The sequence below is a fragment of the Herbaspirillum sp. Her3 genome (assembly GCF_057961275.1).
The window spans coordinates 4,028,343-4,043,918 of record NZ_CM176328.1 but is presented as its reverse complement, the minus strand read 5'-3'; the positions used below and the strand labels follow the sequence as shown (position 1 = coordinate 4,043,918).

General features: G+C 65.3%; 14 protein-coding genes. 5 read left to right on the top strand and 9 right to left on the bottom strand.

Features of this window, described 5'->3' with window-relative positions:
- Nucleotide 1: 1 nt before the first annotated feature.
- From rsgA to ACVC5H_RS18515, 3 genes are read right to left on the bottom strand one after another with little or no spacing between them, the layout of a single operon-like run.
- Entirely contained in the window at nt 2-949 is a 948-nt protein-coding gene (gene rsgA, locus ACVC5H_RS18525) for a ribosome small subunit-dependent GTPase A (protein ID WP_489619240.1), read from the bottom strand.
- Entirely contained in the window at nt 949-1,305 is a 357-nt protein-coding gene (locus ACVC5H_RS18520) for a 4a-hydroxytetrahydrobiopterin dehydratase (RefSeq protein ID WP_489619239.1), read from the bottom strand. Before ACVC5H_RS18520 ends, rsgA begins: the two co-directional genes overlap by 1 nt.
- 59 nt (nt 1,306-1,364) lie before the next feature.
- Nucleotides 1,365-2,657: a M48 family metallopeptidase gene (locus tag ACVC5H_RS18515; protein WP_489619238.1), complete on the bottom strand. Its 1,293-nt coding sequence runs from the start codon at nt 2,655-2,657 to the stop codon at nt 1,365-1,367.
- Nucleotides 2,658-2,830: 173 nt separating this feature from the next.
- Here ACVC5H_RS18515 and orn point away from each other — a divergent pair, with 173 nt between their 5' ends.
- Nucleotides 2,831-3,400, top strand: a complete 570-nt coding sequence (gene orn, locus ACVC5H_RS18510; RefSeq protein ID WP_489619237.1) for an oligoribonuclease — start codon at nt 2,831-2,833, stop codon at nt 3,398-3,400.
- Nucleotides 3,401-3,497: 97 nt separating this feature from the next.
- Here orn and ACVC5H_RS18505 read toward each other — a convergent pair whose 3' ends face one another.
- Nucleotides 3,498-4,193 carry a UPF0149 family protein gene (locus tag ACVC5H_RS18505; RefSeq protein ID WP_489619236.1) on the bottom strand — a complete coding sequence of 232 codons (696 nt, stop codon included), beginning with the start codon at nt 4,191-4,193 and terminating at the stop codon, nt 3,498-3,500.
- Nucleotides 4,194-4,318: 125 nt separating this feature from the next.
- Between ACVC5H_RS18505 and ACVC5H_RS18500 the strand changes: the two genes are divergently transcribed.
- The 3 genes from ACVC5H_RS18500 (at nt 4,319) to ACVC5H_RS18490 (ending at nt 9,028) form a co-directional block, all read left to right on the top strand.
- Nucleotides 4,319-5,332, top strand: a complete 1,014-nt coding sequence (locus ACVC5H_RS18500; RefSeq protein WP_489619235.1) for a serine/threonine protein kinase — start codon at nt 4,319-4,321, stop codon at nt 5,330-5,332.
- A 30-nt stretch (nt 5,333-5,362) separates the two neighbouring features.
- Nucleotides 5,363-5,932 carry a DNA-3-methyladenine glycosylase I gene (locus ACVC5H_RS18495; RefSeq protein ID WP_489619234.1) on the top strand — a complete coding sequence of 190 codons (570 nt, stop codon included), beginning with the start codon at nt 5,363-5,365 and terminating at the stop codon, nt 5,930-5,932.
- Between the two features lie 156 nt (nt 5,933-6,088).
- Nucleotides 6,089-9,028, top strand: coding sequence for a DNA translocase FtsK (locus ACVC5H_RS18490; protein ID WP_489619233.1), 2,940 nt, complete (start codon nt 6,089-6,091; stop codon nt 9,026-9,028).
- Nucleotides 9,029-9,255: 227 nt separating this feature from the next.
- Here the strand turns inward: ACVC5H_RS18490 and ACVC5H_RS18485 are convergent, their stop codons facing one another.
- Entirely contained in the window at nt 9,256-10,689 is a 1,434-nt protein-coding gene (locus ACVC5H_RS18485) for an NAD-dependent succinate-semialdehyde dehydrogenase (RefSeq protein WP_489619232.1), read from the bottom strand.
- A gap of 315 nt (nt 10,690-11,004) precedes the next feature.
- On the opposite strand from ACVC5H_RS18485, the gene ACVC5H_RS18480 reads away from it, so the two are divergent.
- Complete coding sequence (locus tag ACVC5H_RS18480; protein WP_489619231.1) at nt 11,005-12,396, top strand: YihY/virulence factor BrkB family protein; 1,392 nt, start codon at nt 11,005-11,007, stop codon at nt 12,394-12,396.
- Here the strand turns inward: ACVC5H_RS18480 and ACVC5H_RS18475 are convergent.
- Genes ACVC5H_RS18475 through ACVC5H_RS18460 form a run of 4 tightly spaced genes read right to left on the bottom strand, consistent with a single transcriptional unit; the run spans nt 12,360 to nt 15,525 of the window.
- Entirely contained in the window at nt 12,360-13,070 is a 711-nt protein-coding gene (locus ACVC5H_RS18475; protein ID WP_489619230.1) for a glycosyltransferase family 2 protein, read from the bottom strand. The genes ACVC5H_RS18480 and ACVC5H_RS18475 overlap by 37 nt on opposite strands.
- A 33-nt stretch (nt 13,071-13,103) precedes the next feature.
- On the bottom strand, nt 13,104-13,697 hold the full coding sequence (locus tag ACVC5H_RS18470) for an SAM-dependent methyltransferase (protein WP_489619229.1): 594 nt from the start codon (nt 13,695-13,697) through the stop codon (nt 13,104-13,106).
- On the bottom strand, nt 13,694-14,479 hold the full coding sequence (locus ACVC5H_RS18465) for a PIG-L deacetylase family protein (RefSeq protein WP_489619228.1): 786 nt from the start codon (nt 14,477-14,479) through the stop codon (nt 13,694-13,696). Before ACVC5H_RS18465 ends, ACVC5H_RS18470 begins: the two co-directional genes overlap by 4 nt.
- Nucleotides 14,467-15,525 (bottom strand): acyl-CoA dehydrogenase family protein, encoded by a 1,059-nt coding sequence (locus tag ACVC5H_RS18460; RefSeq protein WP_489619227.1) that lies wholly within the window; start codon nt 15,523-15,525, stop codon nt 14,467-14,469. Before ACVC5H_RS18460 ends, ACVC5H_RS18465 begins: the two co-directional genes overlap by 13 nt.
- Nucleotides 15,526-15,576: the final 51 nt, after the last annotated feature.

Sequence of the window (15,576 nt, the reverse complement as noted above, 5' to 3'; positions counted from 1 at the left end):
GTCAGTACAAGGTCTGCGAAGACTCATGCACCAGCTGCGCATACAGCTGGTGCCGCATTGCCGCAATCGCGCCGGCCTGCACCGCCTCCAGCACCGCGCAGCCAGGCTCGTTGAGATGGTGGCAGTTGTAGAAGCGGCATTTGCCGAGATACGGCGTGAAATCCCGGAAGGCACGTTCCAGCATGCCTTCGGAGAGCTGGTACAGGCCGAACTCCTGGAAGCCCGGCGAATCGATGATGCTGGCGTCCTGCTCCATCTGATATAGCCGGGTGAAGGTAGTGGTGTGCTTGCCGGTATCGAGCGCGGCCGAGATCTCGCGGGTGGCGATGTCGGCATCCGGCACGATCAGGTTGATGATGGACGACTTGCCCATGCCCGACTGGCCGATCAGGATGGTGCTCTTGCCGGCCAGCAGGGGCATGAAGGCGGCGCGCGTTTCGTCCGGCTGGGCCTTGGCCGAGACTTCGTGTACCGGATACCCCAGGCGCGCATAGACCTGCAGGCGCTCGCGCGTCTTCGGCAGGGCTTCGGTGATGTCGGTCTTGTTCAGGATCAGGTGGGCCGCCACGCCGGCCGACTCCGCCGCCACCAGCGAGCGCGAGACCAGATCATCCGAAAAGCTCGGTTCGGTTGCCACCACGATGAAGAGTTGATCCACATTGGCCGCCAGCAGCTTGGACTTGTACTGGTCCGAGCGATAGAGCAGGGTCTTGCGCTCATCGATGGATTCGATCACGCCCTGGTCGGCCGAGGTGCGTGCCAGACGGATCTGGTCGCCCACGGCCACGTCGCTCTTCTTGCCCCGGGTGACGCAATTGAGTTTTTGTTCACCTGCCTGCACCAGATAGTGACGTCCGTGGGCGGCAATCACCAGGCCTTGTTCCAGCGCGGCCTTGCTGGCCGCCGACCCTGCCGCCGCGCCGCGCGCGCCTTGCTTGCGGACTCCCATCAGCCTTGGGCGCGCTGGGCGAAGAGAGCGTCGACCTTGGCCGCGCAGATGAAGTCATTGGCCGACAAACCGCCACGCCCCGCATTGACGCTGTGGGTGTCGAACTTGACGCCGCAACGGTTGTAGGTCACTACCAGTTCCGGATGATGGTCTTCGGCGTGGATGATCCAGGCGATCGCGTTGACGAAGGCCAGGGTTTCGTAATAGTCGGCGAAGGCGAACGTGCGCGCCAGCTTGCCGCCGTCGATCTTCCAGTCGGGCAGGGCGGCCAGGTGGCCGGCGATGGCGGCCTCATCCAGGGCCTCGACGGGCTGGATGCAGCGGGCAGCGGCGAGAGTGCTTGCGGTGATGCTCATGGGGTTCTCCTGGGAGGCGGGATACTTCATGTATCCCGCCCTGAATGCGATGAAAAATATCAGTGAGTGCCGGCAGCTGCCGGCGTTGCCGCCATCGCACCCTGCAGGTGCTGGATGCGCAGCGAAGCCGGCGGATGCGAATCGTAGAAGGCCGAGTGCAGCGGATCAGGCGTCAGGGTGGAGGCATTGTCTTCATACAGCTTGACCAGCGCCGAGACCAGATCCTGGGCATGGGTATGCTGGGCGGCAAAGGCGTCGGCCTCGAACTCGTGCTTGCGCGAGGACAGCGAGGACAGCGGCGAGAACAGGAAGGTGAATATCGGCAGCACCAGCATGAACAGGATCAGCGCCATCGCATCGTTGCTGCCCATGAGCAGCGGCTCCACGCCCAGGCCGGTATAGAACCAGGCCTGGCCCTTCAGATAGCCCAGCAGCGCCAGGAAGGCCAGCGACAGGCCAAACATCACCACCACCCGCTTGACGATGTGCTTGAGCTTGAAGTGGCCCAGCTCGTGGGCCAGCACCGCTTCGATTTCATGCGGTGCCAGGCGCGCCAGCAGGGTGTCGAAGAAGACGATGCGCTTGCCCGCGCCGAAGCCCGAGAAATAGGCATTGCCGTGCGCGCTGCGCTTGGAGCCATCCATTACGAACAAGCCCTTGGAAGCGAAGCCGACGCGTTGCATCAGGCCCTCGATGCGGCTGCGCAGGCTGTCATCCTCCAGCGCGGTGAACTTGTTGAACAGCGGCGCGATGAAGCTGGGATAGATCACCAGCATCAGCAGCTGGAAGGCGCACAGCACGATCCAGGTGTAGAGCCACCAGAGCGCACCGGCCTTGTCCATCAGCGTCAGCACCACCCACAGCAGCGGCAGGCCGATCACCGCACCCAGCAGGGTTTGCTTGATCATGTCGGTGAAGAATAGCGCGCGGGTCATCTTGTTGAAGCCGAAACCGGCTTCCAGCCTGAACTGGCGGTAATAGTCCAAAGGCAGATCGACCGCCCCCGAGATGATCCCGAAGCCCGCCACCAGCGCGATCTGGTAGATCATGCCGGGCCCACCAGTCCAGCCCAGCAGCACGCTGGAGAGCCAGTGCAGGCCACCCAGCAGGGTAAAGCCGATCAGGACCACGGCATTGATCAGCAGCGTCACCAGGCCGAACTTGGTGCGCGCCACGGTGTAATCGGCCGCCTTCTGGTGGGCCGACAGCGGGATCTTCTCGGCGAACTCGGCCGGTACGGCGGCGCGATGGGCGATCACGTGGCGGATGTGGCGCGAGGCCAGCCAGAAGCGTACCCCCAGGCTGATGGCCAGGAAGACGACGAACAAAACCGAAAACGAAAGTGAAGACATGCTTTCCCTGTGCGAAAATGGCGGACGTTCACGGCTCAAGTCCGCTGCCGCCCCGGTGGGTGCCGCTGGCAGGACTGAAGGCCATGCCGCCCGGCCTCCACCGGGCGCGCGAACCCGGCAATGAACCCTGCAGTAGATGGAGCCATGCCCCATCCCGTCAATAAGGAAGAATTATGTCACAAGCCCCCGCCGTCCCTGTCCGGCCCAATGAAATGAACCTGGTCTGGGTCGATATGGAAATGACCGGCCTGGATCCGGACAAGGATCGCATCATCGAAGTGGCCGTGGTGGTTACCGATGCTGAACTGAACGTGCTGGGCGAAGGCCCGGTGCTGGCCATCCACCAGTCCGACGAGCTGCTGGACGGCATGGATGCCTGGAACAAGGGCACCCACGGCCGTTCCGGCCTGATCGATCGCGTCAAGGCCTCCACCGTCACCGAAGCCGATGCCGAACAGCAGATCATCGCCTTCCTGAAGCAATACGTCCCGGCCGGCAAGTCGCCCATGTGCGGCAATTCCATCTGCCAGGACCGCCGCTTCATGGTGCGCGGCATGCCCAAGCTGGAAGAATTCTTCCACTATCGCAACCTGGATGTGTCGACCCTGAAGGAACTGTGCAAGCGCTGGAAGCCCGAAATCGCCACCGGTTTCAAGAAGCGCCAGATGCACACCGCCCTGGCCGACATCCTGGAGTCCATCGAGGAATTGAAGTACTACCGCGAGCACTTCATCAAGGAGTGATCCCCGCCAGCAGGGCGGTTGGCAGCAAAATCGGCCCTATATGAACGAAAAAAGCGCGCCCGGCTTCTGGCGCGCTTTTTTCATGGGGCGTTTTACCTCATTCTTCCGAATCTGCGCCGCAGCATTTCTTGTATTTCTTGCCGCTACCGCACGGGCAGGGATCGTTGCGGCCGGTCTTGGGCGCATCGCGCTGCACCTGTTCCACCGCCGACTTGCGCTTGGGCGCCCAGTAGCGGTGGATGTGCGGGATGGCCGCTTCGATCTCGACGGCCAGCTTGTGGGTCTTGACGGGATCGTCGATGAGCCTGGTTTCTTCCTCTTCCAGTTCTTCCGAGCCCAGCAGGTAGATCGGGCGCATCAGCGGTGCCAGGTTGGAGTGGAAGATTTCATCCCACTGCGCCGCGCGCAGCTGGATGCCTTCCCAGAAACCCCAGGCCCAGGCTTCGGCATCCAGCAGGGGCTTGCCTTCGTGCTCGCGCTCGCAGAACAAGGGTTCATATTCCTTGGGGGCGACCTCGAAGGTGATGGCGATTTCATTCATGGTGCGCGCAATCAGGCTGGTGATGCGCTCGGCTTCCTTGCCATTCTTGAACTTGGGCGTGTCTTCCGGACGGCTGCCCCAGACGCGCGGCAGCCATTCGGCCATCAGCACTTCCTGTGGACCGATGGCCAGGGCCGTCAGGTAGCCGTGCAGGGTGTCCATGGTCATCACATCGTCGGCGCAGCGATCGGAGAGGAGAAAGTCGTCGAGTTCGTCGAATTCGGCGTCGGAAAGGGGCTGGTCGAGATGCATGATGGGTCCAATGACAAATACTAAAGGCAGGAGTGTAAAGGCATTGCGCCGGGGGCGCGAGTGTTGCCGGCGGCAAGGCTGCAATCTGATGGGGCGCCGGGGCTGGCGGACAGTACAATAGACGGATGAATTCTCCCGCCCAATCTGCTGATCTTCCCGACGCCACTTCCTTCGCCACGCTCTCGCCCGATACGGTGCTCGACGCCCTCGACGCGCTGGGCCTGTACGGCGACGGACGCCTGCTGGCCCTGAACAGCTACGAAAACCGCGTCTACCAGGTCGGCATGGAGGACGGCCCGCCGCTGGTGGCCAAATTCTATCGTCCCTTGCGCTGGAGTGATGAGCAGATCCTCGAAGAACACGCTTTTTCGCAGGAGTTGGCTGACGAAGAGGTGCCGGTGGTGCCGGCGATGCGTCTGGGGAACGGTGCCACGCTGCATCGCCATGCAGGTTTCCGCTTCGCCGTCTTTCGCCGCCACGGCGGCCGCGCCCCCGAACTGGATGATGCCGACACGCTGGAACGCCTGGGCCGCTTCATCGGCCGTATCCATGCGGTCGGCATGCGCAGCCCCTTCAGCGCGCGTCCGGCGCTGGACATCGCCAGTTTTGGCGAAGAACCACGCGACTGGCTGCTGGCCCATGATTTCATCCCGATGGACGTGGCCACGGCCTGGCGCACCACGGTCGAGCAGGCACTGGAGGGCGTGCGGCGCTGCTATGAGCGGGCAGGAGAGGTGCGCACGTTGCGCCTGCATGGTGATTGCCACGTCGGCAACATCTTGTGGACCGATGCCGGCCCGCACTTCGTCGACTTCGATGACAGCCGCAGCGGCCCGGCCGTGCAGGATCTGTGGATGCTGCTGTCCGGCGAACGCCGCGAGATGGTCGGGCAGCTGGCCGACCTGTTGGCAGGATATGAAAGTTTCTGCGAATTCGAGCCGCGCGAACTGTACCTGATCGAAGCGCTGCGCACCCTGCGCCTGATCCATTATTCCGCCTGGCTGGCGCGGCGCTGGGATGACCCGGCGTTCCCGGTGGCCTTTCCCTGGTTCAATACCCAACGTTACTGGCAAGACCGCATCCTGGAGTTGCGCGAGCAGATCGCGCTGATGGATGAGCCGCCGCTATGGCCCGTCTGATTCCGGCGATATGAAAGAAAACACCGCACCATGACGCAAACACCTGTCCGCTGTGGCTGGGTCAACCTGGCCAATCCCCGTTACGTGCACTATCACGACCATGAATGGGGCGTGCCCTGCCACGATGAAACCCGCCTGTTCGAGATGCTGAACCTGGAAGGGGCCCAGGCCGGTCTGTCGTGGGAGACCGTGCTCAACAAGCGCGACAGCTACCGCGAGGCCTTCGACGGCTGGGATGCCGAGAAGATCGCCCGCTACGACGAGCGCAAGGTGGCACAATTGCTGGCCAATCCGGGCATCGTGCGCAATCGCCTGAAGGTGGCGGCCACCATCGGCAATGCCCGTGCCTATCTCACGCTGCGCGAGCAAGTGGGCGGGCTCGATGCCTACCTGTGGGGCCAGGTCGATGGCCAGCCCATCGTCAATCGCTGGGCCTCGCTGGCAGATTGTCCGGCCAAGACGCCCTTGTCGGATGCCATTTCCAAGGACCTGGCCAAACGCGGGTTCAAGTTCGTCGGTTCCACCATCATCTATGCCTATCTGCAGGGTGTGGGCGTGATCAACGACCACGTAGCCGATTGTCATTGCCACGGCCGCTGAGGCGCGGGTGGCTCTGCACCAAAAGACGGACCATCGTCAGGCGGCAGGGAGCAGGTTTGGTTTACACTCGCAGCCTGCGGTGCAGCATCGCGTTGCACCGCATGAAGTCACGAGGCCGGCTGGCGTCTTGCCAGGCCGGTGAAGTTTGGGAGTAGCATGATTTTCGTCAAATGGTTTGGCTGGTCGGTCCTCTGGCTGCTGCCGCTGCTGCTGCGCACGGTAGCGCGCGCGCTCGGCCGCAAGTCCATCTTCGGCGGGCGCGGCGCCATCCGCTTGTGGTGTGGCAGCCTGTTGCTGCTGGGGGCCAGCAGTGCGGTCGAGTCGCTGGTGCGTGCGCAACTGGTGTCGGGCGATGAGGGGCCGGGCGCGGCCCTGGTCGGCGCTGCCCTGATGGATGCCTTGGGCGGCAAGATCAGCCGGGGCATCGCCGCCGTGCTGATGCTGGGTTTGCTGGCGCTGGGGCTGAAATGGCTGCTGGGTGCCATGTTCGGGCGCAGCGCCCCGGCTGCGCGCGATGACCATCCGGAACTGGAGCTGGGCCCGCCGCGCCGGGGCAGCATCGAAAGTGAACGGGTGCGCATGAGCAGCCATCACGGCAGTGCCGGTGCCGCCCGCAGCAGTTTCCCCACGGGCGCCGAACGCCGCGCGCCGATGCCGCGCGCTTCTTCCGTTACCTCCGCCAATTCTGCCGGCCGTGTGCCGGCCGCCTCACCCTTCGCCCCGCGTCCCCGCCCGGCGCGACTGACGCCAGCGCCCGCACCGGCACCCGAGCGCCCGGCCGAAGGCGCGCCGCGCGACGACTGGAAAGTGCCCCTGTCGGCCCTGACCGGCGGCCACCGTAACAGCCATGCCGCCACCCCCGGTACGGGGCAGGGCGGCAAGTGGCCTTCGCTCAATCCGCGCCCGACCGGCCCCGCCGCCAAGCCGCGTCCGGAATCCGAATGGGCCGCCTTCGAAAGCCTGCGCCCGACCGAAGCCATGCTGGCCCGCGCAGCTGCCAGCCGCGCCATCTCTGCTGCCAGTGCGGCGGCCGATGCCAGCCTCTCGCGCGCGGCCACGCCGACGCCGCCGATTCGCCCGATTCCGCCTTCCATTGCGCGCGGCACTCCGGCGCCAGCGGCGCAAGCCACCCGCAGCATCCGCATCAGCAGCGTAGGCCGTGCCGCCGCACCCGGAACCGCCCCCAGCAAGCCGGCCGAGCGCGCCGACGTGGTACCGACGCGCTTGATGCGTTCCCTGCAGCAGAACGGCACTTCCGACGAGATTGCGCCCATCGCACCGCCGCAGCCCATCATGCCGCTGGCACCACAGGCGCAGCAGCCGGATACCTCGGCCCCGCTGCCGTCGCCCGTGATGCCGCCCGCCGCAACGCCCTTCGTCCCGCCGATGGCCGCACCTGAGCCTGTTCCTGTGGCCCAGGAGCCGGTACAGGAACCCATCGACCTCGGCACCTTCAACGCGCCCTGGTTTGACATGCTGCCCGATCCTGAGCCTGCGCAGCCGGCCCCGGCCTTCACGGTACGCATGCCCGAGGCTGCGCCGGCCTACGTGCCACCGGTGACGATGGCCCCCGAGGCCTACTACGACGAGCCGCGCGTGGACATTCCGTTGCCGTCGCTGGATCTGCTCGATGAAGTGCCCGAATCGCGCATCGAGGTCGACCCTGAACAATTGCAGGAAACCGGTCGCCTGATCGAGCAGCGCCTGCGCGAATTCAAGGTGCCGGTCACGGTGCTGGGCGCCGAGGCCGGTCCGGTGATTACCCGATTCGAAGTGGAGCCGGCGCAAGGCGTGCGCGGCGCCCAGGTGGTCAACCTGATGAAGGATCTGTCGCGTGCCCTGGGCCTGACTTCCATCCGCGTGGTCGAGACCATCCCCGGCAAGACCTGCATGGGCCTGGAACTGCCCAACGCGCGCCGGCAGATGATCAAGCTCTCCGAGATCGTGCATTCGCAGGCCTATCGCAAATCGTCTTCCCGTCTGACCATTGCCATGGGCAAGGACATCACCGGCACGCCCGTGGTGACCGACCTGGCGCGTGCGCCGCACATGCTGGTGGCCGGTACGACCGGTTCGGGCAAGTCGGTGGCCATCAATGCCATGATCCTCTCGCTGCTCTACAAGGCCACGCCCGAGGAAGTGCGCCTGATCATGATCGACCCCAAGATGCTGGAACTGTCGATCTACGAAGGCATCCCGCACCTGCTGGCCCCGGTGGTGACCGACATGCGCGAAGCGGCCCATGCACTGAACTGGGCGGTGGAAGAGATGGAGCGCCGCTACAAGAAGATGTCCAAGCTGGGCGTGCGCAACCTGGCCGGCTACAACCAGAAGCTGGACGAAGCCGCCGCCCGTGGCGAGAAGATCCCCAATCCTTTCAGCCTCACGCCTGATGCGCCCGAGCCGCTGGAAAAACTGCCCACCATCGTCATCGTCATCGACGAACTGGCCGACCTGATGATGGTGGTCGGCAAGAAGGTGGAAGAACTGATTGCGCGTCTGGCGCAGAAGGCACGCGCGGCCGGCATCCACCTGATCCTGGCCACCCAGCGTCCTTCGGTGGACGTGATCACCGGCCTGATCAAGGCCAACATCCCGACCCGCGTGGCTTTCCAGGTCTCTTCCAAGATCGACTCGCGCACCGTGCTGGACCAGATGGGCGCCGAATCCCTGCTGGGCCATGGCGACATGCTGTTCCTGCCGCCGGGCTCGGGTTATCCGCAGCGGGTGCATGGCGCCTTCGTGTCGGACGAGGAAGTGCACCGCGTGGTGGAGTACCTGAAGTCCTTCGGTGAGCCGCGCTACATCGAAGAAATCCTGGCCCCGCCGGTCTCCGAAGATACGGCCCAGGCCGACATGTTCGCCGGGGGCGAGGGGGGCGATGCGGAATCCGATCCGCTCTACGATGAGGCGGTGGCCTTCGTGCTCAAGACGCGCCGTGCCTCCATCTCCTCGGTGCAGCGGCAATTGCGCATCGGCTACAACCGCGCGGCGCGGCTGGTGGAGCAGATGGAAACGGCTGGCGTGCTCTCGGCCATGTCGCGCAATGGCAGCCGCGATATCCTGGTGCCGCCGTCGGGTGGTGGCGAGGAATAGTTCTAACTACGCTCCCGTTCGGACTGAGTAGCAGCGCAGTTGCGTATCGAAGCCTGTCCTGAGCCCGCCGAAGGGGCGCGGATACCGCAGCGCCTTCGATACGGCCCTGGCGGGCCTACTCAGTCCGAACGGGCGGTGAATAAAAATCGGCGGACCCTTGCAGGTCCGCCGATTGTTTTTGATCACGCAAAGCGATCAGTCCAGCAGGTCAAGCGACCTGCCCGGCATCAGACATCCAGCTGAGTCACCAGCTTGGTGTTGATGTAAGCCTCGATGGCCTCGGTACCGCCTTCGGAACCGTAGCCGCTGTCCTTGATGCCGCCAAAGGGCAGTTCCGGCAGCGCCAGGCCCAGGTGGTTGATGGTCAGCATGCCGCTTTCCACGCGCGCCGCCAAAGCGTGCTTGGTGTGCGCCGATTTGGCAAAGGCATAGGCGGCCAGGCCGAAGGGCAGGCGGTTGGCTTCGGCGATCACTTCATCGAGAGACTCGAAGGAATTGATCAGGGCCAGCGGGCCGAAGGGCTCTTCGTTCATCACGCGCGCGTTCAGCGGAATGTTGGTCAGCACGGTCGGCTGGAAGAAGTAACCCTTGTTACCAATGCGCTTGCCACCGGTGCGCAGTTGCGCGCCTTGCGAAACGGCATCGTCGATCAGCGCTTCCAGCGCCGGGATGCGGCGCTTGTTGGCCACCGGGCCCATGTTCACGCCGGCTTCCAGCCCATTACCGACCTTCAGTTGTTCGGCATAGGTGACGAACTTGTCGACGAAGGCATTGAACACGCCCTTCTGCACCAGGAAGCGGGTCGGCGAGACGCACACCTGGCCCGCATTGCGGAACTTGGCAGTGGCCAGGGTCTTGGCGGCCAGTTCCACATCCACATCGTCGAATACCATGGCCGGTGCGTGGCCGCCCAGTTCCATGGTGGCGCGCTTCATGTACTGGCCGGCCAGCGCGGCCAGTTGCTTGCCCACCGGGGTGGAACCGGTGAAGGAAATCTTCTTGATCACCGGATGCGGGATCAGGTATTCCGAGATTTCGGCGGGCACGCCATAGACCAGGTTGATCACGCCCGCCGGCACGCCTGCATCGGCATAGGCGCGGATCAGTTCAGCCGGGGAAGCCGGGGTTTCTTCCGGTGCCTTGACGATGATGGAGCAGCCCGCAGCCAATGCGGCCGACAGCTTGCGCACCACCTGGTTGATCGGGAAATTCCACGGAGTGAAGGCGGCCACCGGACCAACCGGCTCCTTGATCACCATCTGATAGGCGCCCGGCACGCGGGCCGGCACCAGGCGGCCATAGGTGCGGCGGGCTTCTTCGGCGAACCAGTCGATGGTGTCGGCCGCGCCCAGGGTTTCCATCTTGGCTTCGGCCAGCGGCTTGCCTTGTTCCTGGGTCATCAGGCGGGCAACGTCATCGGCACGTTCACGCAGCAGGTCGGCCGCGCGGCGCATGATCTTGGAACGCTCGAAGGCGGACATGTTGCGCCAGGTCTCGAATCCCTTTTTGGCCGCGTCCAGCGCGCGATCCAGGTCACTGCGGTCAGCGTGGGCGATCTTGCCGATGACTTCCTCGGTCGCCGGGTTGACGACATCGATGGTGCGGCCGGAGGCGCTGGCGGTCCATTCGCCGTTGATGAAAAGCTGTACGTCCTTATACATGGGCAATCCTCGTTCGTCAGGTTGGGGAAGGGCCGGTGCCACCGGTTGGGCCAGGTGTGCCACTCACACCGGGCAGGCGCATCGGCCAGGGAGAATTCCGACAGACCGGCTTGCGCCGCTCTGGTTCATGCGCATTCGGCACCTTCGAAGGCTGCTGCGCAAAGATTCACTTTATACCATGCGTACGCATTTCCCGCCGACCACTGAAGCGCCGACAGCGGCTTCCTACAAGGCTGGACGGGCAGGCTGGAACAGGAACAATCGTTCATGCACAGCGGTCACACCGCCACAACAATATCCCCAGGCGAGGTCTCCATGAGCAGCTCTTCCGACCCGATCCATTCCACCCGCCATGTTGCGGGCAAGCATCCCGACGGAGATGATCGCGCCACATCGGCCGGAGGGCTCATCGCAGGCGCGCTGCTCAGCGCCGGCCTGGGGGTGTGGTTGGGTCGAAAGCGCCGCCAGCAGCGAGCGGCGGCACAGCGTGCACCCCGCGGCAGCAAGGCGCCCCAGACGGAGGGCACCCATCATGCGCTGCAGCCCGGACTGGAACGCGTCTTGCGCGTCGTCACGCTGGCCATGCCGCTCGTTGCGGCGTGGCGCAAAGGCACGGCACGTGCCAAGGCCGCTGCCGCCAAGGCCGCGAGCGAACCCCCCTTGCCGCCGGATGCGCCGGCCCGCATCGATATCGTCAAGGCCAAGCTGGAGCCGGCGCCGTCGGACTACCTGGACCCGGCCGCCGAGGTCAAGATGCTCAAGGGCGGCACGCGCGCCCAGCAGGCCTGGCAGATGACGGTGGCCGCCATCAATGCCTGGATGGATGACTTTGCTCCCAGCATGGGAGCGGCCATCGCCTACTACACCATCTTCTCCATCGCTCCCATGCTGGTGATCGCCATTGCGGTGGCCGGCATGCTGTTCGGGCAGGATGCCGCGCAGGGCGAGATCGTCAACCAGATCCGCGACATCGTGGGCACCGAAGGCGCGTTCGCCATCCAGGGCTTGCTCAAGTCGGTGAGCCATCCGCGCGAAGGCATGATTGCGGCGGGCATCTCGGTGGTGACGCTGGTCATCGGTGCGACTGCCGTGTTTTCCGAATTGCAGAGTGCGCTGGACCGGATCTGGCGCATTCCCGTCGTCAAGCGCAAGAGTGGTGTATGGCAACTGGCGCGCACGCGGCTGCTGTCCTTCGGGCTGATCCTGGGGCTGGGCTTCCTGCTGATCATCTCGCTGGTGGTCAGTGCCGCGCTGGCGGCGCTGGGACGGTGGTGGGGCGGCTGGTTCGAGGGCTGGCAGCTGATGCTGCAGATCCTCAACTTCGCGCTGTCCTTCGTGGTGTTTTCCACGCTCTTCTCGATGATCTACAAATTCATGCCGCGCGTCACGCTGTCCTGGCACGACGTCTGGATCGGCGCGGTGACTACCACGGTGCTTTTCATCATCGGCAAGTACCTCATCGGGCTCTACCTCGGCAGTACCGGCATGACCTCCGGCTTCGGCGCGGCCGGTTCGTTCGCCTTGCTGCTGCTGTGGATCTACTACTCGGCGCAGATCTTCCTGCTGGGGGCCGAGTTCACCTGGATCTACGCCAACAACTTCGGTTCACGCGCCAGGCGTCAGCGGCTGGTCAATACCGTCGAAGACCATCACGTGAGCATCGAACAGGCTCAACAGGTCGTGCGCGCCGGCGACAACGCCCGCTGAACCGGTACGATGGCCGCACACTCCTGACTGGCCCACTGGCGCAGCGTATCGCCAAAGCCGCCGCGCGCCTTGCTGTGCGTGCGGGTGCTGGTGACCACGCGCACGCGCGCGCTCCAGGCGATGCGCACCTCTGCAGCCTGCAAGGCCCGCACCAGTTCTACATCCTCATGACAGGCCAGCGGTGGAAAGCCGCCTGCGCGCAGATACGCTTGCGCAGAGACCCCGAAATTGGCGCCGTGGATATGCCGGTGACCATCGCGATCCTGATACTCACGCGCGAAGCGCTGCTGCACTTCCCGTGGATGACCTTGCCAGTGCCCGGGCGTCACTGTGCCGCACACCGCCTCGGCCTGCAGGTCCAGTTGCGCCGCCAGCCAGTCGGGCGCCACCAGCGTATCGGCATCGGTGAAGGCCAGCCAGCGTGCGCCCTGCGCGATCAGTGCCTGGGCGCCGTGATGGCGCGCCAGTCCGACGTTACGCGCCTGTAGCGGCAGCACATCCACCGGATGACGCCGCGCGATGGCTTCGGAGGCATCGCTGCAGCTGTCGAGCACCACCGCGATGCGCACCGCCTCGCCATCCAGCTGCGGATGCCTGGCGGCCTTGCGGGCGGCACGCAGGCAGGCATGCAGCGTGGCTTCTTCATCGTGGGCAGGAATGACGATGCCGATCATGCTTTCTCCTTCCGTGGTGAGGTGCCGCGCTCCTCAACGCTGGCACCAGAGATCGATCAGGACGTCCTCATCCTCATAACAGGCATGGCGCTGCAGGCGCGCATGCGCATCGATGCACTGGTGGATGGCGTGCGTGTCCAGCAGGCGATCATTGAAATCCTTTTTCCAGTGGCAGGCCAGCACATGCCCTTGCGGCATCAGGCTGGCGACGGCCAGAGCCGCCATCGCGGCCATGTCAGCCGCGTCGAAGTAGTAGCACAGCTCGGAAAACACGATCAGATCGAAATGCGCTCCATCGTGCGCGGGCTGGGGCCATTGCTCGGGCAGCGCCTGCCGGTGCACCTGGACGTGCGGCAGATGTGCGGTCTTTTCCTGCGTGATTCGCACCGCTTCTTCACAGAAATCGGAGGCCACCAGCCGCTGGCAACGTAGCGCCAGTTGCAGCGTCAGTTCGCCGCTGCCGCAGCCGGGCTCGAAGATGGCCTTGCACTGCCTGTGCGGGAGCATGGCCTCGACGATGGCGCGCTTGCGCTGCTCGTACCAGCGGTCGCGGGTGTTCCAGGGATCATCGCTGGCGGCGTAGAGCCGGTCGAAATGGCCGCCGGATGGGCGCTGCACGGAGCTCATAGGAAGAACACTTCGTAGGGGCGCACGAAATGCGCCAGCACGCCGGCCGGCAGCACCGGATCGCGCTCGCCGTCGCGGCCGATCTGACTGTGGTAGCAGCGCATGGCGCGGCGCTTGAGCATGCCGGTCTGGGCATCGAAGGCGAGCTTGCGCGCCCGCCCCCAGGGAAACTCGCCACCCAGCGGCTGCGCCCAATGCCAGCCCCAGATCGGCACTTCCACCAGCTTGCAGCCCAATTCCTGTTCCAGCTCGGCCGCCACTTCGCCCACGGTCTCGTGATCGGGGTGGCCGTCCAGGCGCCAGGGCGCGAAGAGGATGTCGGTATGGCGTAATTGCGCAATCAGCCAGGCTTTCAGTTCCAGCCGATGCTGGCCGATCTGGCCATCGGGAATGTGCGCCCGCAGGACCTGCGCCTGCCCCGCGCCGAGGCATTGCAGCGCAGCCGCGCTCTCGGCTGCACGCACCAGCGGCAGGCGCGCGGCCAGCGGCGAGGAGGGCGGATGGCTGCGCTCACCATCGCTCACCGCCACCACCGCGATTTCCCGCATCATGCCGGCCAGTTGCGCGATCAGTCCGCCGCAGCCCAGCGTCTCATCATCCGGATGCGGTGCCAGGATCACCGCGCGCGACCGGGCCGGCACCAGGTGACCCAGTTCCAGTTCAGGCAGCGCGTGCAGGCGCTGGCAGGATTGCCATTCCCCTTCGACCGTGCCGTGGGCGATGTCGATATGCCGTGCAGGCAGCGCTGCGTTGGCAGCCGGTGGCGTCTTCACAATAAGCATGGGGAAGCTTCCTCTTCAAGACTGGCCTTAGCCAGGGCGGCCAGATCGCGTTCGGCGTGGCTCTGGCGCAGCCATACCGGCAGGTCGGCCAGCAGGCGCGCACTGCGCCGGCTGCCGCAATAGGGATGGGGGCCGAGCGCGGCCCCCAGGTCGTCGATGATGCGCAGGCAGGCGCGTTCCACAATCAGGCGCGTGCGCAGCGCGTCCTGCAGGGCAGGGAGGTGTGGTTGCGCATCCATGCGGGAGGCGCTCTCGCGCAGGCAGGCCGCCGCACCGTGCAGGGCGCATAGCGCACTGCCCAGCCGTGCCAGTGCGTGACTGTCGGCACGCTGCGCCAGCGCCTGGCGCAGCTGCGCTACCAGGGCGGTAGCGGCGCCGTACCAGCAGGCGGCAATACCGATGCCGCCGTGCCAGAAGCCGGGACGCTCCAGATAAAAGCCGGGCGGTCCCACCACGCGCGCTGCAACCCCGCGCAATTGCAGGCGCGCGGTGCGCGTGGCGGCCATGCCGATGGCGGCCCAGTCGTCTTCGGCGATGGTCACGCCGCGCTGGTCCAGTTGCAGCGCCAGCAGCCAGGTGCGGCCCTGCTCGTCGAGATGGCTCAGCAGCGCGTGGGTGACGCAGGCCGCGCCCGAGCACCAGGGTTTTTCACCGTTGAGAATCACCCCGTCCGGTGCAGCCTGCATGCGCAGGCTGCCGGGCTGGCCCTGGGCGCACCATACGCCCCAGACCGAATGCGCCGGTACGGATTCACCAGCCTCGGCCAGGATGGCCAGCGCATCGGTATGGGCTTCATAGAGCTTGGCCAGTGACAGGTCGTGGGCTGCCACCGCTGCCAGCGCTTGCCAGCGAGCCAGCGTCTCGCCCTGACCAGGCAGGGGCAAACGGTCCAGTCCCGCTTGTGCCAGCTGGCGCAACAGGCGCGCGGCTACCTCCGCCACTTGCGCATGGCTGGCCTGCTGCAGTGCTGGTGCGATGAAATCTTCCAGCGCTGCAGGCAGTGAAGGGGGCGGCGGTGCGTAGCGATGGGCGGCGTTGTTCGTCATGATGGGCTGGAGAGGAACGCAAGAGCACAGGCTGCGTAACGAGGAAGAGTA